Here is a 24,413-nt window from a genome sequence, read left to right as displayed (position 1 = left end):
CTCCAGGTACCGGTGCAGGCGCACGGCGGGCGCGAGGAGCGGGACGCGCATGCCGGCGGAGGCCTCCTCCAGCCGGGCGAGCCGCCGCTCCCCGAGCCGCTGGGGCGTCAGGGCCCAGCAGAACGCGGCCGAGGCGAACGTCATCCCGCCGGGGCGGGCGGGGAGGCGTGCCAGCTCCGCAGCGTCTCCCGGCACACCTTGTAGGCGGGGGTCTGCGGGATGCGCGGCACGAACATGACCGACGAGGGCACGTGGTTCGGTCCGAGCCGCCCCCGGACCAGCTCCCTCAGCTCGGACTCCGCGGGCTCGGCGCCCGGCGCGACGACCACCGCGGCGTGCAGGGTCACGCCGTCCTCGCCGCGGACGTCGAAGGCGGCCGCGTCGAGCACGTGCGGATGCTCCTGGAGGAGGGCGTCCACCTCGGCCGTGAAGACGGTCTCGCCGCCGACCACCACGGCACCGCTCGCCCGTCCCAGCAGGGTGAGCAGGCCCTGCTCACCGAGGCGTCCGACGTCCCCGGTGTCCAGCCACCCGTCCCGGAGCACGCGCGCGGTCTCCTCCGGCCGCCCCAGGTACTCGTCCATCAGGAGGGGCGTGCGCACCCACACCCGGCCCCGCTCGTTCACGCCGAGCGCCCGCCCGGCGGGGTCGCGGACCTCGACCCGCACCCCGGGGATCGGACGGCCGCAGCTGCGCACGGCCTCCCCGCTCCCGTCGGCGTAGTCCTCCGGGGCCAGCCAGGCGATGTGCCCCGCCTCGGTCTGCCCGTAGGAGCAGTGCACGACCGGCCCCAGCCGGGCCGTCGCCCGCCTGAGCAGCGCGGGGCTGACGGGCCCTCCGCCGGTGACGACGCAGCGCAGGGAGGACAGGTCCGCGTCGGCCGTGTCCGGGTGGTCCAGCAGGGGGCGCAGGTAGGTGGCCGGTATCGCCGTGTGGGTGATCCCGTGCTCCCGTACCGCGGCGCGAAGGGAGTCCGGTTCGCAGTCCGCGAGGGAGGCGACCCGGCCCCCGGTGATCACGGTGGCGTCGCCGAGGGCCCGGATCGGGCCGACGAGCCGGTCCGTGAGGAGCGTGCGCACCGGGCCGTCCGCACCGGCGAGGAGGCGCGCGAGCCACGAGGCGTTGGAGCCGGGGTCGGAGCGGAAGCGCCGCACCACCGCCTTGGACCGCCCGGTGGAACCGCTCGTCAGGCCGATCGAGCGCGGATCGCCCGGGCGCGCCAGCGACCCGAAGGGCAGGGCCGAGTGTCGTCGGCAGGCCTCGAACAGGTCCTTCCCCGCCTCCGAGGGCGCCAGTGTCCAGAGCCGGACGCCGGGGAGGCCGGCGGCGGCCCCGACGACGGCTCCGGGGTCGGCGACCACGGCCGTCGCCCCGCACTCCGCCACGAGCCGCGCCCGCTCCCCGGGGGGCAGGGCCGCGGGGACGTCCATCTGCGCCGCGCCCACGAGTTCGACCGCGTGGGAGACCACGTACAGCCGCGTGCTCGCCGGCCCCAGGAGGACAGCTGTGCGCCCCGGTCCCAGGCCGCCGTCGAGGAGTGCGCGGGCGACCCTGTACACGAGGTCCAGCGCCTCCCCGGCGGTCACCTCCCCCTGCCCGTCCAGGAAGGCGACGCGGTCACGGTCGGCGGCAAGGGCTTCCAGCACTGTCATGGTCATGGGGGGTTCCTTCTCCTCTGGTACGGCAGGACACCGGCCTCAGGGGCGGGCCGTGTGCGGCTCCGGTTCGGAGCCCCGGGCGACGGCCTCCGGCGCGGGCCCCTGGTACATCGCCCCCGTCCCCGCCGAGGCGCCCGCCGGGGACAGGTACCGGGGCTTGGCGGTGAACGACCGCCGGGTCAGCTCCTCCAGCGGCACGAGGGTCCCGGCGGGCACCACCTCGACCTCGGGTCCGACGCCCAGGACCCTCTCGACCTCGCCGGCCAGCGCCGCGGAGACCTCCCCGGCGGCGCCGTCCCCCGCCTCGACGCGCACGCGGAGGACCCCCTCGTCCTCGACGGCCCGCCAGAAGAGCACCCCCAGTTCGGACGGCAGGGAGAACACGGCCTCCTCCACGTCCGAGGAGAACACCCGCTCCCGGCGCCCCCGCAGGGAGACGCCGTGGTCCCAGCGCCCGGCCACCCGCACCCGGGGCAGGGCCCAGCCGCAGGGGCAGCCGCCGTAGGAGAGCTCCACGAGATCACCGGTGTCGTAGCGCACCAGCGGCATCGCCTCGCGGAACAGGGTCGTCAGGACCAGCCGCCCCCGCCCCTCGAAGGAGGCGGTCCCGGTCGCGGGGTCGAGGACCTCCGGCAGGTAGCGGTCGGCCCACAGGTGGAGGTTCCCCTCGGGGCACTCACCGCCCAGGTTGGACCCGCACTCGGAGTTGCCGTAGCTGAGGTGGACCGCGCAGCCCCACAGCTCCTCGATCCGGCGGCGCCGGGCCGGGCTGAGCGGCTCCCCCGCGCTCAGCAGGGCGCGCAGGCCGGGGGCGTGGGCGCGGGGGGACTCCCCGGCCAGGCGGGCGCAGGCGGCCCACAGCAGCGGCTCGGTGGGCAGGGCCGCGGCCACGGTGACGCGCAGGTCGCGCAGCAGCCGCAGGACGCGGGGCAGGGGCATGGCCGTGGAGCGCGCGTCGGCCGGCACCACCAGGGCCCCGGCCGCCCGGGCCGCGGCGTGCACCTGGTGCGCGATGGTGACCATCGCGTACGGGACGCGGACCAGCACGGTGTCCGTGTCGGCCATGCCCAGCCTGTTCCGGCCGAAGCGGTCGAGCATCTCCGCCCAGTCGGCCCCGGTGTGGAAGGAGGCGGTGGGCGCCCCCTCGGACGTCCCGCTCGACTCGTGGTACGAGACGAGTGCGCGGCGCGGGACCGCGACCATCCCGAAGGGGTAGCTCGCGCGCAGGTCGTCCTTGGTGGTGAGCGGCAGGCCCTCCAGGTCGGCCAACCCCCCGGGGAGGTCGTCGCCGAGGCGCCCGCGGTAGAAGTCGCTCCGGCCGGCCCGGCGGAGCGCCTCGGGAATCCGCTCCTCCCACATTCCTTTCAAACCGTCGAAATCGGACCATTCTCCGACACCCGGAAAAACACCGTTGATCATGTGCGTTCTTTCCCTTACCGGGGGACTCGACCAGGGCGAGTCGTCGTCCGTCAGAAAATCTCCGGAAGAATGATTCCCGTCGGCGATTACAGGGAAACAATTATTTTGTACCCCTTCGGCCTCCTCCCCGAGGGTATATAACCGACTAATTCGACACACTCCACGTCGAACCCCCTCACCACCGGGAACGACGGGCCCCTTTCCTCGCACCGCTCACCCGAGTGCCCCACAGCGTTTTCGGACAGTCTCCAGGCACCACCATCGGAAGGTTCCCATGGGGTTCAACCTGCACTACGAAGCACTCATGAGAGATTCCTCGTCCATCCGCCGGGGAAGCGGCTTCTCACTGGCGTGCGTGGTCTGCGGCCGGTTGAAGGACGACGGCCCGGCGAACCGCTGCGGCGAATGCGGCGGAGCCGTCGACGCCATTCATGACCTCGGTTCCGTATCCCTAGAAAAGGGACACAACCCCCTCCAGACCTACTTCGACCTGCTCCCCCTGCGCTCCCGGGACAGCGCCACCTGGCTCGGCGAGGGGGACACGCCGTGCTTCCCCGCCGAGGAGTTCGGCCGACGCGTCGGGCTCTCCCGTCTCGTCCTCAAGGACGAGAGCGCCAACCCGACGCTCAGCACCAAGGACCGCATCGCCTCCGTGGGACTGTCCCGCCTCGCCGAACTCGGCGTGAAGCGGTTCGTGATGGCCTCCACCGGCAACAGCTCCACCTCCTACGCGCGCGGGGTCCAGCTCCTCGACGGGGTCGAGATGGCGCTCTTCTGCGGTCGGCGCTTCCGCCACCGGCTCAACTACCCGGACCACGACGCGGTCTCGACGTACCTGGTGGAGGGGGACTTCGTCTCGGCGGGTGCGGCCGCACGCCGCTTCGCCGACCGCACCGGGGCCTTCTTCGAGGGCGGATTCTTCAACCTCGCCCGCAGGGAGGGGCTGAAACTGGCCTACCTGGAGGCGTTCGACCAGATGGACGCGCCGCCCGAGTACGTGTTCCAGGCGGTCAGCAGCGGCATGGGCCTCCTCGGCGCCTACAAGGGCGCCCTGGAGTACCGCTTCCTGGGCCGCCTGTCCGCGCTCCCCCGGTTCGTGGCCGTGCAGCAGGAGAGCTGCGCCCCCATGGCGCAGGCCTACCGCGAGGGCGCGTCCGCCATCTCCGAGCGGCACGTCGTCAGGGAGCCGCACGGCATCGCCGAGGCCATCCTGCGTGGCGACCCCACCCGGACCTATCCCTACATCCGGTACGTCTGCGACACCACCGGGGGCCGGATCCTCGCGGTGGGCGAGTCCGAGATCCGCGAGGCCCGCGACCTGCTGGAGGAGACCGAGGGGGTGAGCGTCTGCTACGCCAGCGCGACCGCCCTGGCCGGAACGGTGCGCATGCGGCGCGAGGGGACGCTCCCCCCGGACGCCCCGGTCCTGGTGAACCTCACCGGCGGCGTCCGCACCGGGTGGCCGACGCCCTCGCGCCACCGCGTCGTGGACGCGTCCTGGCCCGAGGGACCCGTGGGCTGGGACGGGGAGCCGCCGGCCGCCGAGGACGCGCGGACGACACCGGAGGAGGACGCATGCGCAAGGTGACCGTCGTCGGCGGGGGGATCATCGGCGCCTCCGTCGCGTGGAACCTCACCCTCGCCGGGGCGCGCGTGACCGTCCTGGAGCGGGAGCCGGTCCCGGCCTCGGTCACGAGCGCGGCCTCCTTCTCCCGCGCCACGGCGTTCGGCAAGGTGCCCCGGGCCTACTTCGAGCTGAACCGCGCCGGGCTGGGCGAGCTCCACCGGCTGCGGGCCGGGGGCGTCCCCGGGTTCCACCCGTGCCCGAGCCTGGTCTGGGGCGACGACCCGCCGCGCCTGGAGGACGCCGCCGCCACCGCGGCGGGGTGGGGGTACGCGGCCCACTGCGCGGACCCGGCCCGCACCGGGCTCCCGGCCGGGGTCGGCCCCGCGGCACTGCCGGCACTGGTCGCCCGCCTGCCCGAGGAGGGGTGGGTCGACCTGCCCCCCATGGCGGCCTGGCTGCTCGGCGAGGCCCGGGGCCGCGGGGCGGACGTCCGGTTCGGGGCGGAGGCCGCCGCGGTGCGCACCGACGCGGACGGAACCGTGCGCGCCGTCGGCCTCGCCGACGGCGGCACGGTGGAGACCGACGTGGTGGTCAACGCCGCCGGGGCGCAGGGACAGGAGGTCGCCGGACTCGTCGGCGGACCGCTCACCCTCGGGCCCACCCCGGGCCTTCTGGCCGACCTCCCCCTGGCCGGTGCGACGGACGCCATGCTGCTGGGCCCGGACGTCAGCGTCCGCCCGTCGGGCCCGGACTCCGTCCTGGTGCGGTCGGACGCCGTCGACGCCCGCATCGGCACGGCCCGCCCCTGCGCCCGGCGGCTCGACGAACTCCTCGCCGAGCTGGTCGGCCGCGCCGCCGCGGTCCTGCCCGGCCTCCGCGGCGCCCGCCCGGAGCGGGTGCGCCTCGGGACGCGCGCCTACCCGGCCGACGGGCACGCCAGCGTCGGGTTCCTGGACGCCGTGCCCGGCTACTACGAGGCCGTCAGCCACAGCGGGGCGACGCTCGGTCCGCTCCTGGGCAGGCTCGCCGCCGAGGAGATCGTGTACGACCGCCGCGACCCCCTGCTCGCCCCCTTCCCACCCGACCGGTTCGGCACGGAGGCCCCGGCCGGCGCCGGAGCCCGCCACGCGACCGCGAACGCGACACAGTAGGAGAGACACCGATGACGGACACCAGCACGAACGCGACGGCCCCGGCCTCCAACAAGGCGGCCTACGACGGCATCCACACGGTCGTCGCGGGCGGGGTCAGCAGCAACATGCGGGCCAGGGGCGTCGTGACGCCCCTCGTCGTGGAGTCGGCGTCCGGCTGCCGCATCCGCGACGTGGAGGGCAACGAGCTGATCGACGCCAACATGGGCTACGGACCGCACGTCTTCGGCTACGCCGACCGGGAGGTCACCGACCAGATCGCCGACCAGTTCGGGCGGGGGCACCTCACGGGGCTGCCGCACCGCCTGGACCGCGAGGCGGCGGGCCTGGTGGCCGAACTGGTCCCCGGCGTCGAGCAGCTGCGGTTCGCCAACTCCGGCACCGAGGCGCTGATGTCGGCGGTGCGCCTGGCGCGCGCGACCTCGGGCCGCACCCTGCTCCTCACCTTCGAGGGGCACTACCACGGCTGGAGCGAGACCCTGCTGCGCGCCCCGGGGGCCGAGGGCTACCGCCCCCGGCCCGGCGCGGCGGGGATGATCCCCGAGGCGATGAACCACACGATCCAGGTCCCCTGGAACGACGCGGCCGCCGTGGAGCGGGTGTTCGCCGAGTACGGCGGTGCGCTGGGCGCGGTCCTCTGCGAGCCGGTCCTGGCCAACGCCGGGGTGGTGCCCCCGGCCCCCGGCTTCCTGGAGCTGCTGAGGCTGCGCACCCGGGAGAAGGGCGCGGTGCTGGTCTTCGACGAGGTGATCACCGGGTTCCGGGTGGCACGCGGAGGCGCCCAGGAGCGGTACGGCGTCGTCCCCGACCTGACCGTGCTGTCCAAGGTGATGGGCGGGGGCTTCCCCGTGGCGGCCTTCGGCGGGTCCCGCGAGGCCATGGAACCGCTCACCACCTACGAGGCGTTCCACGCGGGCGTCTACGCGGGCAACCACGCCGCGCTGCGCGCCGTCGCCGCCACGCTGACCAAGATCCGCTCCGCTCCGAACCTCTACGACGACCTGGAGGCCCTGGGCGCGTACGCCGAGGACCGCGTCCGCGAGGCGGCCACCGCCGCCGGGAGGCCGGTGCTGTTCGAGCGGGTCGGCTCCGTGCTGTCGATGGCCCTCCTGGACGAGGCGTCGGCGGTGGACCGCGCCGCACACCGCGCCCTGCAGTCCGCCTGCCAGCGGCGCGGGGTGTACTTCCACCCCAACCCCGACGAGCCCTGGTTCCTGAGCACGGCCCACACCGAGGAGGACATCGACACGATCGCCGCGGTCCTGAAGGAGTCCCTGGCACAGGCCCCGGCCACGAGGAGCGTCCGGTGAACGGGCCTCCCCGGGTGAACGTCTCGGTGTACGACAGGTGCGCCCCCGGGTACGACCCGCACGTCGCCTACTTCCGGACGTTCGGACGGCTTCTGGTGGACCTGGCGGCGCCCGCTCCCGGCGAGCGCGTGCTCGACGTCGCCGCCGGCCGGGGCGCGTGCCTGTTCCCGGCCGCGGAGCGCGTCGGCCCCGGGGGCAGGGTCGACGGCGTCGACCTCTCCCCCGCGATGGTGGCGCACCTCGCGGCGGACATCGAGGCGGGCGGCACGGCCAACGCGTGGGCCGCGCAGATGGACGCCCAGGCCCTCACGGTCCCGGAGTCCTCCTACGACGTGGTGCTGTGCGCCTTCGCCCTGTTCGTCATGCCCGACCCCGGGGCCGCGGTGGACGGCTTCCGCCGCGCGCTCAGGCCGGGAGGGCGCTGCGCGGTCTCGGTCCCGTCCATGACCCTGGTGCCGGGCGACGTCGAGGAGGTCCGGGAGGTCTTCCGGTCCTACGCCGAACGCTCCGGGAGCCCCGTCTTCCGCCGGAGGATCTACGGCGTGGACCCCGGAGCCCTGTTGGAGGCGGCGGGGTTCACCGGCGTCCGGGCCCGCGAGGAGACCGCGCGGTTCGTCTTCCGCGACACCGCCGCGTGGTGGGAGTGGACCTGGTCCACCGGCATCCGGTCCTTCTACGAACACCTCCCCGCCGGCCTGCTGGAGGAACTGCGCCGGGAGCTCTTCGCGCTGCTCGCACCGCTGGAGACCCCCGACGGGCTCCCGCCGGGGACGGAGCGCCCGCGCTTCGCGACGGCGAGGAGGCCGGAGACGGACGGTTGACCCCCGGCACCGCGTGAGGAGCGCGAGGCGCAGGAGGTACGGGGCACGGGGCGGGAGCGCGACGGGTTCGAGCTCCCGCCCCCTTGCCTGGAACTCGGTTACGGGTTACCTTGAAGATGATGTCAGAACCAACACGCAGCACCGTCCCGGACGACCTCGTGGGCGCGGCGGTCCGCGCCGCCGAGAACCTGGGGAAGGATGTGGCCGACGTGCCCCTGGTCGCGATCGCGGAGGAGGCGGGCGTCTCCCGCAGCACCCTGCTGCGCCGCGTCGGAGGCTCCCGCGGGGCCCTGGACGAGGCGGTGCGCGCCGCCGGCGTCGACCCCGGCGGAAGGCGTCCGGTCAGGGCGCGCGCCGTCGAGGCCGCGGCGGGGCTGATCAGCGGACAGGGCCTGGCCTCCGCCACGCTGGAGGCGGTCGCCGCGTCCGCGGAGTGCTCGGTGCACAGCCTCTACGCGGCCTTCGGCGGCCGGGACGGGCTCCTCCGGGCGGTGTTCGAGCGGTACAGCCCCATCCTCGACCTGGAGGAGGCGGTCGCCCGGCCCGGGGAGGACCTCCGGACGCGGGTCCACGGGATCTACCGCCTGGTGGCGGCCGGGCTCGGCCGGGAACCGCGTGTGCTGCCCGCCCTCCTGGCCGACGTGTTCGCCCGGCCCGAGGGCCCCGCCGCGGACCTCGTCTCCCGGCTCGTCTTCCCGCGGATGCTCGCGGGACTGGGCGCGTGGCTCGCGGGGGAGGTCGCCGCGGGCCGCATCCGCGACCTGCCCGTCCCCCTGCTCATGCAGCAGATGATCGGCCCGATCGCCGTCCACTCGATCCTGCGCCCCGCCCTCCGGGGCGTGCCGGGCGCGGATTTCCCCGACCCGGAGGAGACCTGCGCGGTGTTCGCCGACGCGTTCCTCAGGGCCGCCGCGATCCCGCCGGAGCCGCGCACCGACTGATCCCGAGGAGTCGTCCATGCACAGCCCGCCCACCGCAGTCACCGCCGACACGTCCGCCGCCCCGCCCGAGCCGGCCCGCGGCGCGCCGGCGGGCCCAGGCCGCCCGACCGCCCCGACGACCTCCCGGGAGTCCCGATGAACGACAGAACGACCTGCGCGATCATCGGCGGCGGCCCCGCCGGAATGGTCCTGGGGCTGCTCCTGGCACGCGCCGGCGTCGAGGTGACGGTGCTGGAGAAGCACGCCGACTTCCTGAGGGACTTCCGCGGGGACACCGTCCACCCCTCCACCATGGACCTGCTGGACGAACTGGGGCTGGGCGAGCGGTTCGCCCGGCTCCCGCAGAGCAGGCTGAGCGGGGCCGCGTTCCCCGTCGGCGGCGGACGCACGGTGACCGTCGCGGACTTCCGCCTCCTGCGGGTGCGCCACCCCTACATCGCGATGGTCCCGCAGTGGGACCTGCTGAACCTGCTGGCCGAGGCCGGCCGGGACGAACCGGGGTTCACGCTCCGCATGAGCACCGAGGCCACCGGTCTGGTGCGCGAGGCCGGACGGGTCGTCGGCGTACGCCACCGGCCCCGCGCCGAAGGGCCGGGGGACACCGGGGAGGACGGGGCCCCGGACCGGGGCGGGGTCCTGCGCGCCGACCTGACGGTGGCCTGCGACGGCCGCTGGTCGCTCGCACGCCGCGAGGCGCGCCTGCCGACCCGGAGGTTCCCCGTGGGGATCGACGCCTGGTGGTTCCGGCTGCCCGGGGATCCGGCGGACGGCAGGGCCCTGACGCCGCGGGCGGGCCGGGGCCGGTTCGCCCTGGTCATCCCGCGCGAGGGCTACCTCCAACTCGCCTACATCGCGCGCAAGGGCACCGACGCCGCGCTGCGCGGGAGGGGGATCGCGGCCTTCCGGGAGGACATCGCCGAACTGATGCCGGAACTGGCCGACCGCGTCGGGGCACTGGGGTCCATGGACGAGGTCAAGCACCTGGACGTGCGGCTCGACCGGCTGCGGCGCTGGCACGCCGACGGGCTGCTGTGCATCGGCGACGCGGCGCACGCGATGTCCCCGGTCGGGGGCGTGGGCATCAACCTCGCCGTGCAGGACGCCGTGGCCGCGGCCGCCCTGCTGGCCCGGCCGCTCCTGCACCGGTCGGTCACCGGCCGCGACCTGGCGGCGGTCCGCAGGCGCCGCCTCCTGCCGACCGCCGGCGTCCAGCTCCTGCAGCGGATGATGCACCGCGGGATGGTCGAGCCGATCATCCGCGGCAGGCGGCCGGGCCCGCCCGCGCCGCTGCTGGCGCTCCTGACACGCGTGCCCCGGCTCGCGTACGTGCCCGCGCGCCTCATCGGGGTGGGCCTGCGCCCCGAGCACGCACCGGACTTCGCCCGGCGCCCGCCGGAACGGCCCGAGCCGGGCGCGGTGACCGGCTAGGCCCCCGGGACGGGGACCGGGCGGGGCCCGTCCGGCTCGCCCTTCGCCCCGGGAGCAGGAGCAGGAGCGGGGGGCGCCGCCGCACCGGGGACCGGCGGGACGCCGCGCCCGGCGCCCCGGCGGCCGAGCGAGGCGAGCGCGACCCCGCCGACCAGGAGCACGGCCGCCACCAGGCTCAGCGGGGTGACCCTCTCACCGAGCAGAAGCGCGGCCGAGGACATGCCGAACACCGGGACCAGCAGCGAGAAGGGGGCCACGGTGGAGGCGTCGTAGTGGCGGAGCAGGAACCCCCACACCCCGAACGCGAAGAGCGTGGAGATCCAGGCGACGTAGACGATCACGCCCACCCCGGCGGGGTCCAGCCCCCTCAGCGCGGCCAGGCCCGCCTCTGGCCCTTCCACCAGCAGCGACAGGGCGAACATCGGCAGCGGCGGCACCAGGCTGACCCAGACCATCCAGCTCAGGGCGTCGGGGGGCGCGGCCTTGCGGGTCAGCACGTTGGACAGCCCCCAGAACGCGGCGGCGGCCACGACGAGCACGAAGCCCGCCACCGGCCCCGTGGCTCCCTGGTCGTAGGCGGCGACGCCGATCCCTCCCAGGGCGACGGCCATCCCCGCGCAGCGGACGGGGCCCGGCCTCTCCCCGAGGAGGACCGCGGCGATGACCGCCGTGAACACCGCCTGGACCTGGAGGACCAGGGACGCCAGTCCGGCCGGCATGCCCAGGTCCATGCCGAGGAAGACCAGTCCGAACTTGGCCACGCCCAGCACCAGGCCCACGAGGACGACCCAGCCCAGGGCCACGCGGGGGCGGCGCACGAAGAAGACGGCGGGAAGGGCCGCCGCCAGGAAGCGCAGGGCGGAGAACAGGAGCGGCGGGAAGTGGTCGAGGCCGACCTCGATGACGACGAAGTTGACTCCCCACACCAGGGCGACGAGGACGGCGAGGAACGTGTGAAGGGGACGCATGGAACCGATGATGGGGGGACCCCTGGTTTAAGCACCAGCGAAATGTCCTACATACTTCTCTTCAGCGGTGCTGAACGATCAACGGTGCCCGACCGACGGAGGACGCTCCCGTGCTCGACCTCTCCAGGCTCCGCTCCCTGCATGCGGTGCACGTCCACGGTTCCGTCAGCTCCGCCGCCAAGGCGCTCGGCTACACCCCGTCGGCGGTCTCCCAGCAGATCGCCAAGCTCGAACGTGAGACCGGGACCACACTCCTGGAGCGCCGGGGGCGGGGGGTCGTGCTCACCGACGCCGCCGGGACGCTCGTGGGCACGGCCGCCCGGGTGCTCTCCCTCGTGGAGGAGGCCGAGGTGGCGCTGGAGGAGCAGCGCGGGAGGCCCACCGGGCGGCTGACCGTGGCCGCCTTCTCGACGGCCGCGCGGGGCCTGCTCCCCGGGGTGCTGGCCGAACTGGCGGCGACCCACCCCGCCCTCGACCTGCGCCTGTTCGAGGAGGACCCCCACGCCACCCCGCACATGGTCGCCCAGGGCACGGTGGACCTGGCCGTGGTCCACGACTGGGACATCGCGCCGATGACCGTTCCCGACGGGGTGTCCCGGGAGGTCGTCGGCGAGGACAGGTGCGATGTCCTGCTGCCCCGCGACCACCCGCTCTCCGACAGGGCGGTCCTGCACCGCGAGGACGTGGCGGACGCCCGCTGGATCTGCCAGCCGCCGGGGACCGTCTGCCACGACTGGCTGACGCGCACGCTCCGCTCCGTGGGCACCGAGCCCGACTTCGCCCATTTCGTGGCCGAGTACCAGACCCAGATCGCCCTGGTCGGGGCCGGGCTGGGCGTGGCCCTGGTCCCCCGCCTGGGCCGCGGCGACCTCCCCGGCACGGTCGTGGTCAAGCCGCTGGACCCCTGCCCGGTGCGCGGCGTGTCCGTGCTCTGGCGCGCGGGGACCTCGCGCCGCCCCGCCGTCGCCGAGGCCGTCCGGATCCTGCGCGAGCACGCCCGCGCCCTCTGAGGGTCCGGTCGCGCCTCCCCTCCGGGACACACGGCCCCGCCGCCCCGCGGGCACGGTTCCCGCACGGCGGCCCCGCCGCGGACGCGCGTGCGCTCCGGGACCGCACGTCCCTACGACCAGTGGGCCCGGACCCGGAACCCCAGGTCCGGGAGCCGCGCCGTCAGCGCGTCCCCCATGGCGGTGGCCGTGGTGACCTGCCCCGCCACTGGCGGGAGGTCGTCGAAGGCCAGGCACAGCGCGGACTCCGCGAGCATCCTCGCGGTCTCCCCGTAGCCCGGGTCTCCCCCCGACACCTCCGTGACCACCCGCTCGCCGCCGCCCTCGCCCAGGAACACCACCCTGAACCACGACCGCTCGCGCCGTTCCGGCGACGGCCCCTCGCCCGCCCCCATCCGCTTCAGCAGCCACTCCCGCGCCGACGGCACCTGCGCGAGCGCCGCCAGGCCCAGGGCGCCCCCGGCGATCCCGACCGCGCTCGGCAGCCTCCCGACGGCCGCGTAGTGGCCGTAGGAGAAGTCCGGCCCGTAGCGTTCGAGCGCCCGGGCGGAGCGCAGGACGACCTGCGGGTCGACGGTGGGCAGCGGCAGGGCCCAGACGCCGAGCCTGCCCTCCCGGCGCGGCACGGGTGGCAGCCCGCGCACCCTGCGGCCGCCGTCCCCTTCCGACCGCTCCCGCTCCCGGCGCCGCCGGGCGGCCGCGGCTCCCGCCCCCAGGCGCGAGAACGCCGTCACCGCCGAGTGGAACGTGCCCCCGGACACGGCGGCCGAGGCGCTGACGAACCCCTCCACCCGGAGGGGGACCCCCTCGGGGAGGAGGCCGACGGTGAAGTACGCGCCCAGGTCGTGGGGCACGGAGTCGAAACCGCAGCTGTGCACGATCCGGGCCCCGCTGTCGACCGCCTCGGCGTGCCGGCGCAGGTAGGTGCGGTCGACGAACTCGGGTTCGCCGCACAGGTCGACGTGGTCCGTCCCCGCCCGCGCGCACGCCGCGACGAGCCCGTCGCCGTGGCGGATGTAGGGCCCGACCGTCGTCGCGACCACCCGCGACGCCTCGGCCACCGCCCTCAGCGACACCGGGTCTCCCGAGTCCGCGACGAGCAGGTCCAGGCCCGCCGGCGCGGGGTCGGTCCGCGCCAGCCGCTCCCTCACGGCGGCGAGCCGGCCCTCGTCGCGCCCCGCGAGCGCCCACCGGGTCCCGGCCGGCGCGTGCCGGGCCAGGTACTCGGCGGTGAGCCCGCCGGTGAACCCGGTGGCCCCGAACAGGACCAGGTCGTACCTGCGCGGGCGGGGGCCGCCGGGGCCCGCGGCTCCTCCGCCGGCGGCGGTCATACGCGCTCGCCCTCGGGCACCGGGCCCGGCGCGGTCCCCGCGCCGAAGGGGCTCCCGCCGAGTTCCTCGCGGTGGTGGGCGGTGAGCCAGCCCCGCGGATCGGGACCCGCGGCGATGATCCTGGTCGGGTTGATGCCCGTGTGCACGTAGTAGTAGTGGATGCGGATGTGGTCGTGGTCGGTGGTGTCCCCGAAGCCCGGCGTCTGGAACAGGTCGCGGGCGTAGGCCCACAGCGCCGGGTACTCGGCCAGCTTCCTGATGTTGCACTTGAAGTGGCCGTGGTACACGGAGTCGAACCGGACCAGGGTCGTGAACAGCCTGATGTCGGCCATCGTGACGGTGTCGCCGACGAGGTAGCGCCGGGCGGCGAGACGCTCCTCCAGGGCGTCGAGGCGGGCGAAGACCCCGGCGACCGCGGCGTCGTAGTGCGCCTGGTCCGGTGCGAAGCCCGCGCGGTAGACGCCGTTGTTGAGGTCCCGGTAGACGTCCGCGCCCAGGGCCTCGATCTCGTCGCGCAGCGGCGCGGGGTACAGGTCCGGCGCCCCGTCCCGGACGAGGCCGCCCCACTCGGTGGCCATGTCCAGGGAGAGCCGGTCGTAGTCGTTGGAGACCAGGTGCCCGTTGTCCACGTCGACCAGGCCGGGAACGCTGACACCGCCGTCGTAGTGCGGGTCGCGTGCGAGGTAGGCCTCGCGCAGGGCGTGGATGCCGAGGACGGGGTCCCTGTCCCCGGGGCTGCCGGTCTCCTCGGTGAACACCCAGTGCGGGTCCCCGTCGATGTCCTCCTGCCGGGGGTCGGTGACGGCGAGGGAGACCGCTCCCTCCAGGCCCATGAGCCGCCGCGTGACGACGACCCGGTGCGCCCAGGGACAGGCCCGGCTGACCACCAGCCGGAAGCGTCCGGGCTCGGCGGCCCGGCCGAACCGGCCGTCCGCGGTGACCCTGTCGTCGAACGCCGCCGGCTCCCGCCTGATCTCCTCGGTCGGAATCCTGTTGGCCCTCATCCCGGCTCCTCTCGGACGCGCTGTCACGGTCGGAGCCGCATCGTATCCGCCCGCGGCCCGCCGTTCCCGGCACGGCGGGCGCCGGGGACCGGCACGCCCCCGGCCGCGCCCGCCCGGCGCTCCCCGCGCGCGGAGCCGGTCGCCCGACGTCGTCGTCGGTCTCGTGGACGACGGCGCTCCCCGCGCGCGGAGCCGGTCGGCACGCGGGCCGGGAACTGCTGCTCCGCGCCCGCGGCGGCTCCGTTCCCCTCCCCTGACCGGAAGTCGGCAACACATTCATGCCTTGACGGGCATATAACCGAGGAGGCATACTGATCGCATGCCCGACCTCTTCTCCGTTCTCGCCGAACCCAGCCGCCGCCGCATCCTGGACGCGCTGCGTGAGAGCGAGGGACTGCTGGTCAAGGACCTGGTCGCCGCCCTGGGCATGTCGCAGCCCAACGTCTCCAAGCACCTGCGCGTCCTGCGCACCGCGGGGCTCGTCTCCGAGAGCGCCGAGCGCCAGGGGCGGCGCTACCGCCTGCGGGCGGAGGGACTGTGCGGCGTGGACGCCTGGCTGGACCCGTACCGCGCCTTCTGGACCGACAGGCTCCAGGACCTGGGTGACCACCTCGACTCCACCCGTACGCACGAAGGGCCACCGCGATGACCACGCACGTCCGCGTCGACACGAGCACGCCGGGCTCTCCCGTCCTGCACTTCACGCGCCGCTACCCGCACCCCCGGTCGGCCGTCTGGGCCGCCCTGACGACCGGCGAGGCCCTGAGCCGCTGGTTCCCGTGCCGGGTGGAGATCGACGCGCGCGAGGGCGGGGCCCTCACGCTGACCTTCCCCGGGGAGGAGCCGGAGACCGCGCCCGTCACGGAGTTCGACCCGCCGCGCACCCTGGCGTTCCACTGGGCCGGGGAGGACCTGCGCTGGACCCTGGAGGAGGACGGGGACGGGTGCGTGCTGCGGCTGTCCAACACCGTCGTCGACCCGGAGTGGACGGCGAACACGGCCGCGGGGTGGGACACGTGCCTGGAGGGTCTCGCCGCGGCCCTCGGCGGGCGGCCCGCCCCGCAGGGGACCGGACCGGACGAGGAGCTCGTCGCGCACTACAGGCAGCTGTTCGCCGCCGGGTGAGCCGGGAAGGGCCGCGCCGCCCGCCCCGGCCGATCCGGGACGGGCGGGCCCTCAGAGCAGGTCCAGGACCGCCTTGCCGTGCAGCTGCCTGCCCAGCAGGAGCTCGACCGCCTCCGCGGCCCGGCCCCAGCCGCCGCGCCAGGACGTCTGCGGGTCGAGTTCGCCCGCGGCCACCCGGGCCGCGAGCCACGTCAGGTCGGCGGCGAGCCCGGGGGCGGCGGGGAGGAAGAAGGTGACGAGCGAGCGGTCGTGGCGTCCGCCGTCGCCGATCAGCGCACCGTAGGGGAACTCCTCCCCCTCCGCGGCCGCGTGGCCCACGGCGACGAGGGTTCCGTGCGGCGCCAGGAGGCCGTAGGCGTCCACCAGCTGTCGGCCGCCGACCAGCTCCACCACCCCGTCCACCGGCTCGGCGACCCGGTCGGGGGAGGCGACGACCTCGTGCGCGCCCAGGGCGCGCAGGCCGTCGCCGTGGCGTGCGGGCGCTCCCGTGGACGCGATCACGTGGGCCCCGCCCCGCCTGGCCAGCTGGACGGCGTAGCGGCCGACTCCGCCCGAGGCCCCGGTGACCAGCACCCGCTTGGCCAGGATCGGACCGATGCGGTGCAGGGCGCGCAGCGCGCTGGCGCCCGCGACGGGAACGGTGCTGATCGCCCCGGGGTCGGCCCCCGCCGGGACGGTTCCGACCATCGCGGTGTCCACGGCGCGCAGTTCGGCCCACGCCCCGTCCGCGCCGAGGGTCACCACGGGGGTGCCGGCGGGAGGCCCCGAGCCGTCGGCGGCCGCCCGCTCCACCGCCCCGGCGGCGTCCCAGCCGAGCACGGCCCCCTCCGGCGCCTTCCGGATACCGGAGACCTCGCCGTGGTTGAGGGAGGTCGCCGTCACGCGGACCAGCGCCTGGTGCGGCTCCGGACGGGGGTCGGGGACCCGGCCGAGCCGCAGCCCTCCGTGAACCGAGTGGTCGACGAGCAGTGCGCGCATGGGAGGTCCGCCTTCCGAGCGATGAACAGGGCAACGGCCACAATAGTGCCGGTGATAGGCATAAGCCGTCAACCAGCATTTACCTGTGAAGCGCATGCTAGGCTGACCGCCATGTCGACCGCTACGTCCCCTTCGTCCCCCTCTTCACCGCGGCCGTCCCTGTCCCTGCGCGAACGCAAGAAGCTCCTCACCCGGCAGCGGCTGGTCACCACGGCCCTGGAGCTGTTCACCGAACACGGCTTCGACGGCGCGACGCTCCACGACCTGTGCGAGGCCGTCGAGGTCTCCGAGCGCACGTTCTTCCGGAACTTCACCAGCAAGGAGGACGTGGCCCTGGCCCCCGGCCGGGACCTGTGGACGGCCTGCCTCGGCGAGCTGGAGACCCGTTCCCCCGGGGACTCGACGCTCCTGGAGTTCCTCCAGGACGGGCTCCTGGCCGCCCTCGACCGGACGGGCGACGAAGGATGGACGCGGCAGCTCCTGCTCAGCCAGAGACTGGCCGAGCGGACGCCGTCGATGGACGCGCAGGCCCGCCACTTCTGCGACCGCACGACCCGCTCGGCCATGGCGATCCTGTACCGGCGGCTCGAGCTCCCCGCCCCGGACGACCTGGGGGCGCGGCTGGCGCTCGACATGCTCGTCGCGTCCTTCAACCAGGCGCTGGGCGACTGGGGGACCCAGGCCGGAACGCCCGGCGCCGACGACCTCGCGCGCCGCCTGCGCGCGGCGTTCGCCGTCCTGCCCGGCCTCCCCGGGATCGCCTACGGCCCGCGGCCCGCGTAGCCGCGGACGGGGCCCCGCCTACGCCTCCCGCGCTCCTTCGAGCTGCTGGACCAGGCAGAACTCGTTGCCCTCGGGGTCGGCCAGGACCGCGATGAGGTCCCCCGCCTCCTCGAAGGTCGGACGCACCCTCCGGGCGCCCAGCCGGACCACCCTCTCCGCCTCGGCCTCCAGGTCGGGCACGACCATGTCCAGGTGCATGCGGTTCTTGCCCCGGGAGGGTTCGGGCACCTTCTGGAGCAGCAGGTCCGGCCACCGCCCACCGGGGTCCAGGAGGGCGAGGTAGGAGGGGTGCCGCCGGGTCTCCTCCCGCACGAAGCCGAGGGCCCCGCACCAGAACCGGGCCGTTTCCTCGAGGTCGTTCGCGTCGAGCACGCAGACCAGGCGCATACCTGCCTCCAGGGGTGGTGGCGGCGGCCGGACGGTGCCCGGCCGTTCGGTGCCGCACACCCTACGCCGGAGCCGGCTCCGCGTCACGCAGGCCCCGCGCGGCGACCCCCGCCGCCCTTCCCCCGTCCGCACGTCCTACGGCGACGGCCGCCCGTGCCCGGTTAGGCTCCGGGCATGACAGCCACAACGTTCGATCCCCGCACCCTGCTCGCGGAGAGCCGGCTCGGCGTCCTCGCGACCATCAAGGCGGACGGCCGCCCCCAGCTCTCGCCCGTCATGCCCTTCTACGACCGGGAGGCGGGCGTCATCCACGTCTCGGTCACGGAGGGGCGCGCCAAGACGGCCAACCTCCGCCGGGACCCCCGCGCCACGCTGGAGGTGACCAGCGGGGACGGCCGCGCGTGGGCCACCGCCGAGGGCGTGGCCTCCCTGACCGGCCCGGGCACGGACCCCGAGGGCCCCGAGGTCGAGGCGCTGGTCGGCTACTACCGCCTCGCCGCCGGCGAGCACCCGGACTGGGACGAGTACCGGGCGGTGATGGTCTCCGAGCGCAGGGTGCTGATGACCATGACGGTCGACCACGTGTACGGCGCCAGCCTGCGCTGAGGCCGCCGGGGACGACCGCTCCGCGACGGTCGGGAGCCGCAGGAGGAGGGGCCCGCCGGGCGGCGGGCCCCTCCGTCCGGGCCGACCGCCCGCCCCGGCCCCGCGCCGCGACCCCCTCGCCCCGGAGGAGATACGGGACGAGGGGGTCTTGTCACACCAGGGCGGGGTTCCTACGATGGGGCTGCTGTCGAAGCGCTTCGACACACCCCTGCACCCCGGTGTCGAATCGATTCGACTCCGGCTGACGAGTTCCTACGACGGCGACCCCCCGGGTGGCGGGGTCCTCCGCAGACCGAGCCTCCCCGCCCTCCGACGACCCCGCCCGACCCGGCCCGGTGATCCGATCACCGGGCCGACGGCGACACCCCCCGCGGCCCGCGCCACGGCGCGACCGCACCGCCCACCCCCCCGCCGAAGAGGGCCCCGATGCACCCACACCACCCTCCGCCAACGCCCCGGCACCGCCGCGTCCGCGCGGCCGCCTGCTCGGCGGCGATGGCCCTGACCCTCGTCGGCTGCGCGGCCGAGCGCGACCCGAACGTGTACACGATCATGAACTCGGGCACCGACGAGCCCTACCACTCCTGGGACCAGGAGGTCATGGACGCCTGCGGCGACCGGGCGGGCGTGGAGGTGCACCAGCTCAGCGTGCCCGCCGACCAGCTCGTCCCCAAGGCCCTGAGGATGGCCTCCTCCGACTCCCTCCCCGACGTCATCTCCCTCGACGGCTCGGACCTGCCCCAGTTCGCGGAGGCCGGCGGCCTGGTCCCCCTGGAGCGGCTCGGCCTGCCCACGGACGGGCTGACCGAGAGCGCGCTCGCCTTCGGCAGCTACGAGGGCGTGTACTACGGCGCGGCCCGGTCGGTGAACTCGATCGGCCTCTTCTACGACGCCGACCTCCTGGCGCGGGAGGGGATCGAACCGCCGGCGACCTGGGAGGAGCTGCGGACGGCCGCCGCCGCCCTGACCGAGGGCGACCGCTACGGCCTCGCCATCAGCGCCCTCGCCACCGAGGACGGCGTCTACCAGTTCCTGCCGTGGCTGTGGTCCAACGGCGGCGACGAGCGGGAGCTCGACTCCCCCGCGTCGGTGGAGGCGCTGGAGTACGTCGTCTCGCTGGTCGAGGAGGGGTCGGTGTCTCCGTCTGTCGTCAACTGGACCCAGGCCGACGCCAACGACCAGTTCATCGCGGGCAACGCCGCCATGATGGTGAACGGCCCCTGGCAGATGCCGGTCCTGCGCGAGCACCCCGAGCGCGCGTGGGCGGTGGCGGAGATCCCCGTCCCCGCGGAGGGGGACACCTCCGTCGCCCCCATCGGCGGCGAGGCGTACACCGTGCCGGTCAACGCCGCCGACCCCGGCCGCGAGCAGGTCGCCGCCGAACTCGTGGCCTGCCTGACCACGCCGGAGGCTCAGCTGGACTGGTCCACCAAGGGCAGCAACGTGCCCCTGGACCCCTGGGCGGCGGAGCGGTACCGCGACGAGGTCCCGGAGCTCTCCCCCTTCGTCGACCAGGTGTCCACCGCGCGCAGCAGGACCGAGCACGTCGGCACCGAGTGGAACACCTACTCCCAGGCCATCGGCACCGCACTGCAAGCGGCCCTCACCGGCCGGGCGAGTCCGCAGGACGCCATGGAGAGGGCCCAGGAGCAGGTCGAGTCTCAGACGGGCGGACGGCCATGAGGACACGGACCCCCGCGCCGCGGCGGCGCGCCCTCACACCGTGGCTGTTCGTGGCCCCCGCACTGGCGTACATGCTGCTGTTCTTCGGGTACCCGCTGGTCCGCAACGTGGTGATGAGCTTCCAGGACTACACGTTCTCCACCTACTTCACGGGCGAGGCGCCCTTCAACGGCCTCGAGAACTGGCGGACCGTCTTCTCCGACGAGCTGTTCGGCGCCTCGCTGTGGCGGACCCTCCTGTTCACGGTCGGCTCCCTGGCCGGGCAGTTCGGCATCGGCATGGCGCTCGCCCTCTTCTTCAGCCGCCGGTTCCCGCTCTCGGGGGTCATGCGCTCCCTGCTCCTCCTGCCGTGGCTGATCCCCATGGTGGTGGCGGGCACCGTGTGGCGCCGCGTCCTGGACCAGGAGACCGGCGTGCTGAACGAGGCGCTCCAGGCACTCCACCTCACCTCGTCTGCCGTCCCCTGGCTGAGCAGTCCCGACCAGGCGCTCCTGTCGGTCGTCCTCGTCAACATCTGGATCGGGGTCCCCTTCAACATGGTGATCCTCTACGGCGGCCTCCAGGAGATCCCCGCCGAACTGCGCGAGGCCGCCGTCCTGGACGGCGCGGGCCCGTTCCGGTCCTTCTTCTCCGTGACGCTGCCCCTGCTGCGGCCCGTCGTGACCGTGGTGCTGGTGCTGGGCTTCATGTCCACCGTGAAGATCCTGGACCTGGTCCTGGCACTCACCAACGGGGGGCCGGCGCACTCCACCGAGACGCTGGGCACCCTCACCTACCAGCTGTCGTTCCTCCGGCTCGACTTCGGCCAGGGCGCCGTCGTCGGCAACGTCCTGATCGTCCTCAGCATGGTCTTCGCGGCGGTCTATCTGCGCGCCAACCGCGGAGGTGTCAACCGATGAGCGCACTGCGCAGCGGTACCGGGGACGCGGCCCGCCCCCCGGGCGCCACGACCCGGCGGCAGCGGACGCCGGGGGGCTCCCCCCGGCGCCGGCCTCGGACCACCCGCAAGGCGCGCGGCGACGCCGTGAGCCTCGTGGTCGGGGTCCTCGTCCTGGCGGTCCTGCTCTTCCCCCTGTACTGGATGGTCAACACCGCGCTCCAGCCGGGCGCCTCGGCGGCCGGCCTCCCGTGGTTCCCCCGCTCGCTCGACCTCGGCAACTTCCAGCGGGCGTGGGAGTCGCAGGCGGGCAACCTGCTCACCTCCGTCCTGGTGGCGCTCGGCTCGGTGGCGGTCTGCCTCACCGTGGCCGCCCCGGCGGCCTACGCCCTGGCCCGCTTCCGGCTGCGCGGCGCCGACACGATCGTGTTCGCGACCCTCATCACCCAGATGGTCCCGGGCATCGTCGTCGCCAACGCGCTCTACAACGCCTACGTCGGCCTGGGACTGGTCAACTCCTACCTGGGGCTGATCCTGGCGGACGCGTCCCTGGGCCTGCCCTTCTCCATCGTCCTGCTGCGCGCCTTCATGGTGTCCATCCCCGAGGAGGTGATCGAGGCCGGGATGATCGACGGCGGCGGGCGGCTGCGCGTCCTCGTCTCGATCGTGCTGCCCATGAGCCGCAACGCGCTGATCACCGCCGGGCTGTTCACCTTCCTGTTCGCGTGGTCGGACTTCCTCTTCGCGCTGACCCTGAACACGACCGACGCCGTGAAGCCCGTGACGCTCGGCATCTACGAGTACATCGGCGCGCACGTCGGCGACTGGGGCGCCGTGATGGCCGCGGCCGTCCTCTCCTCCGTCCCCGCCGCGGTGCTGCTCGTCGTCGCGCAGAGGTACGTGGCGGCCGGGATCTCCAGCGGAGCACTCAAGTGACCCGTCGTCGGTACCGCCGGCGAACCGACACCAAGACGAGAGGGGCAGTCCGCCCATGAAGTTCACCGACGGCTTCTGGCAGATGAGGGAGGGCGTGCGCGCCCACTACGCGCGCGAGGTCCGCGACGTCCGCGTGGACGGGGACCGCTTCACCCTCTACGCGCCGGTGCGCCCGATCGGCCACCGAGGGGACACGCTCAACACGGCGCTGGTGACGGTGGACTGCTGGTCCCCGGCCCCCGGCGTGATCGGCGTCCGGACCACCCACCTGGCGGGCTCGGTGCGGCCCACGCCCGAGTTCGACGTCCGGGGCGCACCCGGCGCCGCCTCGGTCCGGCGCGACGGCTCCACCGTCGAGCTGACCAGCGGGGCGCTCTCGCTGACGGTGGGCACCGACGGCCCGTGGCGGATGGAGTTCAGCGCCGACGGCGCCGCGCTGACCGGCGTCGACGCGAAGGGGACCGGCTTCGTCGAGGACGCGGACGGCGCCCACCACATGCTCGGACAGCTCTCCCTGGGGATCCGCGAGCTCGTGTACGGCATGGGCGAGCGGTTCACCCCGTTCGTGCGCAACGGCCAGACCGTGGACATCTGGCAGGCCGACGGCGGCACGAACAGCGAGCAGGCCTACAAGAACGTCCCGTTCTACATGACCAACCGCAACTACGGCGTGTTCGTCGCGCACTCCGGACCGGTGTCGTTCGAGGTCGGCTCGGAGTCGGTGGGCCGCGTGCAGTTCAGCGTCGAGGACCACGCCCTGACGTACTACGTCGTCCACGGGGCGGACCCCAAGGAGGTGCTGGACCGGTACACCGCGCTCACCGGCCGCCCCGCCCTGCCCCCGCAGTGGTCCTTCGGGCTGTGGCTGTCCACGTCGTTCACCACCTCCTACGACGAGGACACGGTGAACCGGTTCGTCGACGGCATGGCGGACCGGGGCGTGCCCCTGAGCGTGTTCCACTTCGACTGCTTCTGGATGCGCGAGTTCCACTGGTGCGACTTCGTCTGGGACCCGGAGGTCTTCCCGGACCCCGTGGGGATGCTCTCCCGGCTCAAGGCCAAGGGGCTGCGGACCTCGGTCTGGATCAACCCCTACATCGCCCAGCGGTCGGCGCTGTTCGAGGAGGGCTCCCGACTGGGGCACCTGGTCCGGCGGCCGGACGGAACGGTGTGGCAGTGGGACATGTGGCAGGCCGGGATGGCGCTGGTCGACTTCACGTCCCCGGCCGCCCGGGAGTGGTACGCCGGCAAGCTCAAGCCCCTGCTGGACATGGGCGTGGACTGCTTCAAGACCGACTTCGGCGAACGGGTGCCGACCGACGTCGTGTGGTCGGACGGCTCCGACCCGCACGGCATGCACAACTACTACACGCAGTTGTACAACGCAACGGTGTTCGACCTGCTGCTGCGTGAACGGGGCGAGGGCGAGGCGGTCCTCTTCGCGCGCTCCGCGACGGCGGGCGGCCAGAGCTTCCCCGTGCACTGGGGCGGGGACTGCGCCTCGACGTTCGAGGCCGTCGCGGAGAGCCTGCGCGGAGGACTGTCGCTGGGGCTGTCGGGCTTCGGCTTCTGGAGCCACGACATCGGCGGCTTCGAGGGCACCCCGGACCCGGGGCTGTTCAAGCGCTGGCTCGCGTTCGGCCTGCTCTCCTCGCACAGCAGGCTGCACGGCAGCCGCTCCTACCGGGTCCCGTGGGAGTTCGACGAGGAGTCGACCGACGTGGCCCGCGCGTTCACCCGGCTGAAGTGCGAGCTCATGCCCTACCTGTTCGGGGCCGCCGTCCAGGCCCACCGGCGGGGCACGCCCGTGATGCGCGCGATGGTGCTGGAGTTCCCCGAGGACCCGACCTGCCACCACCTGGACACGCAGTACATGCTGGGCGGCGACCTGCTCGTCGCCCCCGTGCTGAGCCCCGACGGCTCCGTCGAGTACTACGTGCCCGAGGGGGTGTGGACCCACCTGCTCACGGGGGAGACCGTGCGGGGCCCGGGGTGGCGCCGCGAGGTGCACGGCTTCGACTCCCTGCCGCTGCTGGTGCGGCCGGACGCGGTCCTGCCTGTCGGCGCGGTGGACGACCGCCCCGACTACGACTACACGGACGGCCTGACCCTGCGCGTGTACGGGGCCGGGGCCCCGGCCGCGCCGGCCGCCGGTCCGACCGTCGTGACCGTGCCGGCCGCCGACGGCTCCGACGCCGCCGTCTTCCGGGTCTCGCGCTCGGAGGACGTGGTCACCGTGGAGGCCGACCCGGCTCCGGCCCGGGGGTGGAGGGTCCTCCTGGTGGGCGCGCCCGGAGCCGTCCCCGCCGACCGGTCCACCGAGGCCGCCGACGGGGACGGCGGCACCCTGGCGTCGGCCCCCGCGGGCGCGACGGGCCTGAGCCTGCGCCTGCCCTGACCGGGGGACGGCCCGGGGAGGACCGGCTCCGGTCC

At 74.6% G+C, this 24,413-nt stretch carries 22 protein-coding genes; 15 read left to right on the top strand and 7 right to left on the bottom strand.

The window, feature by feature from the left end; translation table 11 throughout:
* Nucleotides 1-140: 140 nt before the first annotated feature.
* Together ACWGL3_RS19215 and ACWGL3_RS19210 are read right to left on the bottom strand one after the other, a co-directional pair.
* Nucleotides 141-1,658: a class I adenylate-forming enzyme family protein gene (locus ACWGL3_RS19215; protein WP_267945668.1), complete on the bottom strand. Its 1,518-nt coding sequence runs from the start codon at nucleotides 1,656-1,658 to the stop codon at nucleotides 141-143.
* 39 nt (nucleotides 1,659-1,697) lie between these two features.
* A complete protein-coding gene (locus ACWGL3_RS19210; RefSeq protein ID WP_267950442.1) occupies nucleotides 1,698-3,017 on the bottom strand; it encodes a phenylacetate--CoA ligase family protein in 1,320 nt (439 codons plus the stop codon).
* 364 nt (nucleotides 3,018-3,381) lie between these two features.
* Here ACWGL3_RS19210 and ACWGL3_RS19205 point away from each other — a divergent pair, with 364 nt between their 5' ends.
* The 6 genes from ACWGL3_RS19205 to ACWGL3_RS19180 all read left to right on the top strand — a co-directional run bounded on the left by ACWGL3_RS19205 (nucleotide 3,382) and on the right by ACWGL3_RS19180 (nucleotide 10,295).
* Nucleotides 3,382-4,665: a threonine synthase gene (locus tag ACWGL3_RS19205; protein ID WP_267945669.1), complete on the top strand. Its 1,284-nt coding sequence runs from the start codon at nucleotides 3,382-3,384 to the stop codon at nucleotides 4,663-4,665.
* Nucleotides 4,653-5,795 carry an NAD(P)/FAD-dependent oxidoreductase gene (locus ACWGL3_RS19200; RefSeq protein WP_452461627.1) on the top strand — a complete coding sequence of 381 codons (1,143 nt, stop codon included), beginning with the start codon at nucleotides 4,653-4,655 and terminating at the stop codon, nucleotides 5,793-5,795. The genes ACWGL3_RS19205 and ACWGL3_RS19200 overlap by 13 nt, the downstream gene beginning before the upstream one ends.
* A gap of 11 nt (nucleotides 5,796-5,806) precedes the next feature.
* Entirely contained in the window at nucleotides 5,807-7,105 is a 1,299-nt protein-coding gene (locus ACWGL3_RS19195) for an aspartate aminotransferase family protein (protein WP_267945671.1), read from the top strand.
* A complete protein-coding gene (locus tag ACWGL3_RS19190) occupies nucleotides 7,102-7,926 on the top strand; it encodes a class I SAM-dependent methyltransferase (RefSeq protein ID WP_267945672.1) in 825 nt (274 codons plus the stop codon). The genes ACWGL3_RS19195 and ACWGL3_RS19190 overlap by 4 nt, the downstream gene beginning before the upstream one ends.
* A 116-nt stretch (nucleotides 7,927-8,042) precedes the next feature.
* Nucleotides 8,043-8,867, top strand: a complete 825-nt coding sequence (locus ACWGL3_RS19185; RefSeq protein ID WP_431061435.1) for a TetR/AcrR family transcriptional regulator — start codon at nucleotides 8,043-8,045, stop codon at nucleotides 8,865-8,867.
* 135 nt (nucleotides 8,868-9,002) lie between these two features.
* Entirely contained in the window at nucleotides 9,003-10,295 is a 1,293-nt protein-coding gene (locus ACWGL3_RS19180; protein WP_267945674.1) for an FAD-dependent oxidoreductase, read from the top strand.
* Here ACWGL3_RS19180 and ACWGL3_RS19175 read toward each other — a convergent pair.
* The gene (locus ACWGL3_RS19175; RefSeq protein WP_452461626.1) at nucleotides 10,292-11,263 is read right to left on the bottom strand and encodes an EamA family transporter; all 972 of its coding nucleotides are present in this window, start codon (nucleotides 11,261-11,263) and stop codon (nucleotides 10,292-10,294) included. The genes ACWGL3_RS19180 and ACWGL3_RS19175 overlap by 4 nt on opposite strands.
* Before the next feature lie 110 nt (nucleotides 11,264-11,373).
* Here ACWGL3_RS19175 and ACWGL3_RS19170 point away from each other — a divergent pair, with 110 nt between their 5' ends.
* Nucleotides 11,374-12,273: a LysR family transcriptional regulator gene (locus tag ACWGL3_RS19170; RefSeq protein ID WP_267945676.1), complete on the top strand. Its 900-nt coding sequence runs from the start codon at nucleotides 11,374-11,376 to the stop codon at nucleotides 12,271-12,273.
* Nucleotides 12,274-12,383: 110 nt separating this feature from the next.
* On the opposite strand, the gene ACWGL3_RS19165 is transcribed toward ACWGL3_RS19170, so the two are convergent.
* Both ACWGL3_RS19165 and ACWGL3_RS19160 read right to left on the bottom strand, forming a co-directional pair.
* Nucleotides 12,384-13,601, bottom strand: a complete 1,218-nt coding sequence (locus ACWGL3_RS19165; protein WP_452461625.1) for a saccharopine dehydrogenase family protein — start codon at nucleotides 13,599-13,601, stop codon at nucleotides 12,384-12,386.
* Nucleotides 13,598-14,605, bottom strand: a complete 1,008-nt coding sequence (locus ACWGL3_RS19160) for a glutathione S-transferase family protein (protein WP_267945678.1) — start codon at nucleotides 14,603-14,605, stop codon at nucleotides 13,598-13,600. The genes ACWGL3_RS19165 and ACWGL3_RS19160 overlap by 4 nt, the downstream gene beginning before the upstream one ends.
* A gap of 319 nt (nucleotides 14,606-14,924) precedes the next feature.
* Between ACWGL3_RS19160 and ACWGL3_RS19155 the strand changes: the two genes are divergently transcribed.
* Together ACWGL3_RS19155 and ACWGL3_RS19150 are read left to right on the top strand one after the other, a co-directional pair.
* On the top strand, nucleotides 14,925-15,254 hold the full coding sequence (locus tag ACWGL3_RS19155; RefSeq protein WP_452461624.1) for an ArsR/SmtB family transcription factor: 330 nt from the start codon (nucleotides 14,925-14,927) through the stop codon (nucleotides 15,252-15,254).
* Nucleotides 15,251-15,730, top strand: coding sequence for an SRPBCC family protein (locus tag ACWGL3_RS19150; protein WP_267945680.1), 480 nt, complete (start codon nucleotides 15,251-15,253; stop codon nucleotides 15,728-15,730). Before ACWGL3_RS19155 ends, ACWGL3_RS19150 begins: the two co-directional genes overlap by 4 nt.
* Before the next feature lie 51 nt (nucleotides 15,731-15,781).
* Here ACWGL3_RS19150 and ACWGL3_RS19145 read toward each other — a convergent pair whose 3' ends face one another.
* Entirely contained in the window at nucleotides 15,782-16,708 is a 927-nt protein-coding gene (locus ACWGL3_RS19145; RefSeq protein ID WP_452461623.1) for a zinc-binding dehydrogenase, read from the bottom strand.
* Between the two features lie 111 nt (nucleotides 16,709-16,819).
* On the opposite strand from ACWGL3_RS19145, the gene ACWGL3_RS19140 reads away from it, so the two are divergent.
* Nucleotides 16,820-17,491 (top strand): TetR/AcrR family transcriptional regulator, encoded by a 672-nt coding sequence (locus ACWGL3_RS19140; protein WP_267945682.1) that lies wholly within the window; start codon nucleotides 16,820-16,822, stop codon nucleotides 17,489-17,491.
* 18 nt (nucleotides 17,492-17,509) lie between these two features.
* Here the strand turns inward: ACWGL3_RS19140 and ACWGL3_RS19135 are convergent, their stop codons facing one another.
* The gene (locus tag ACWGL3_RS19135) at nucleotides 17,510-17,878 is read right to left on the bottom strand and encodes a VOC family protein (RefSeq protein WP_267945683.1); all 369 of its coding nucleotides are present in this window, start codon (nucleotides 17,876-17,878) and stop codon (nucleotides 17,510-17,512) included.
* A gap of 174 nt (nucleotides 17,879-18,052) precedes the next feature.
* On the opposite strand from ACWGL3_RS19135, the gene ACWGL3_RS19130 reads away from it, so the two are divergent.
* From ACWGL3_RS19130 to yicI, 5 genes are all read left to right on the top strand, one after another.
* Nucleotides 18,053-18,484: a PPOX class F420-dependent oxidoreductase gene (locus ACWGL3_RS19130; protein ID WP_267945684.1), complete on the top strand. Its 432-nt coding sequence runs from the start codon at nucleotides 18,053-18,055 to the stop codon at nucleotides 18,482-18,484.
* 426 nt (nucleotides 18,485-18,910) lie between these two features.
* Nucleotides 18,911-20,167, top strand: coding sequence for a sugar ABC transporter substrate-binding protein (locus ACWGL3_RS19125; protein WP_452461622.1), 1,257 nt, complete (start codon nucleotides 18,911-18,913; stop codon nucleotides 20,165-20,167).
* Nucleotides 20,164-21,066 (top strand): carbohydrate ABC transporter permease, encoded by a 903-nt coding sequence (locus tag ACWGL3_RS19120; RefSeq protein ID WP_267945686.1) that lies wholly within the window; start codon nucleotides 20,164-20,166, stop codon nucleotides 21,064-21,066. Before ACWGL3_RS19125 ends, ACWGL3_RS19120 begins: the two co-directional genes overlap by 4 nt.
* Nucleotides 21,063-21,980, top strand: coding sequence for a carbohydrate ABC transporter permease (locus ACWGL3_RS19115; RefSeq protein ID WP_344178777.1), 918 nt, complete (start codon nucleotides 21,063-21,065; stop codon nucleotides 21,978-21,980). Before ACWGL3_RS19120 ends, ACWGL3_RS19115 begins: the two co-directional genes overlap by 4 nt.
* A 55-nt stretch (nucleotides 21,981-22,035) precedes the next feature.
* Nucleotides 22,036-24,378, top strand: coding sequence for an alpha-xylosidase (gene yicI, locus ACWGL3_RS19110; RefSeq protein ID WP_267945688.1), 2,343 nt, complete (start codon nucleotides 22,036-22,038; stop codon nucleotides 24,376-24,378).
* The last annotated feature ends 35 nt before the right edge of the window (nucleotides 24,379-24,413 follow it).

The sequence above is a fragment of the Nocardiopsis sp. NPDC055824 genome (genome assembly GCF_053616335.1).
The sequence above is the reverse complement of the archived record's forward strand: the minus strand, read 5'-3'. Positions and strand labels throughout refer to the sequence as shown.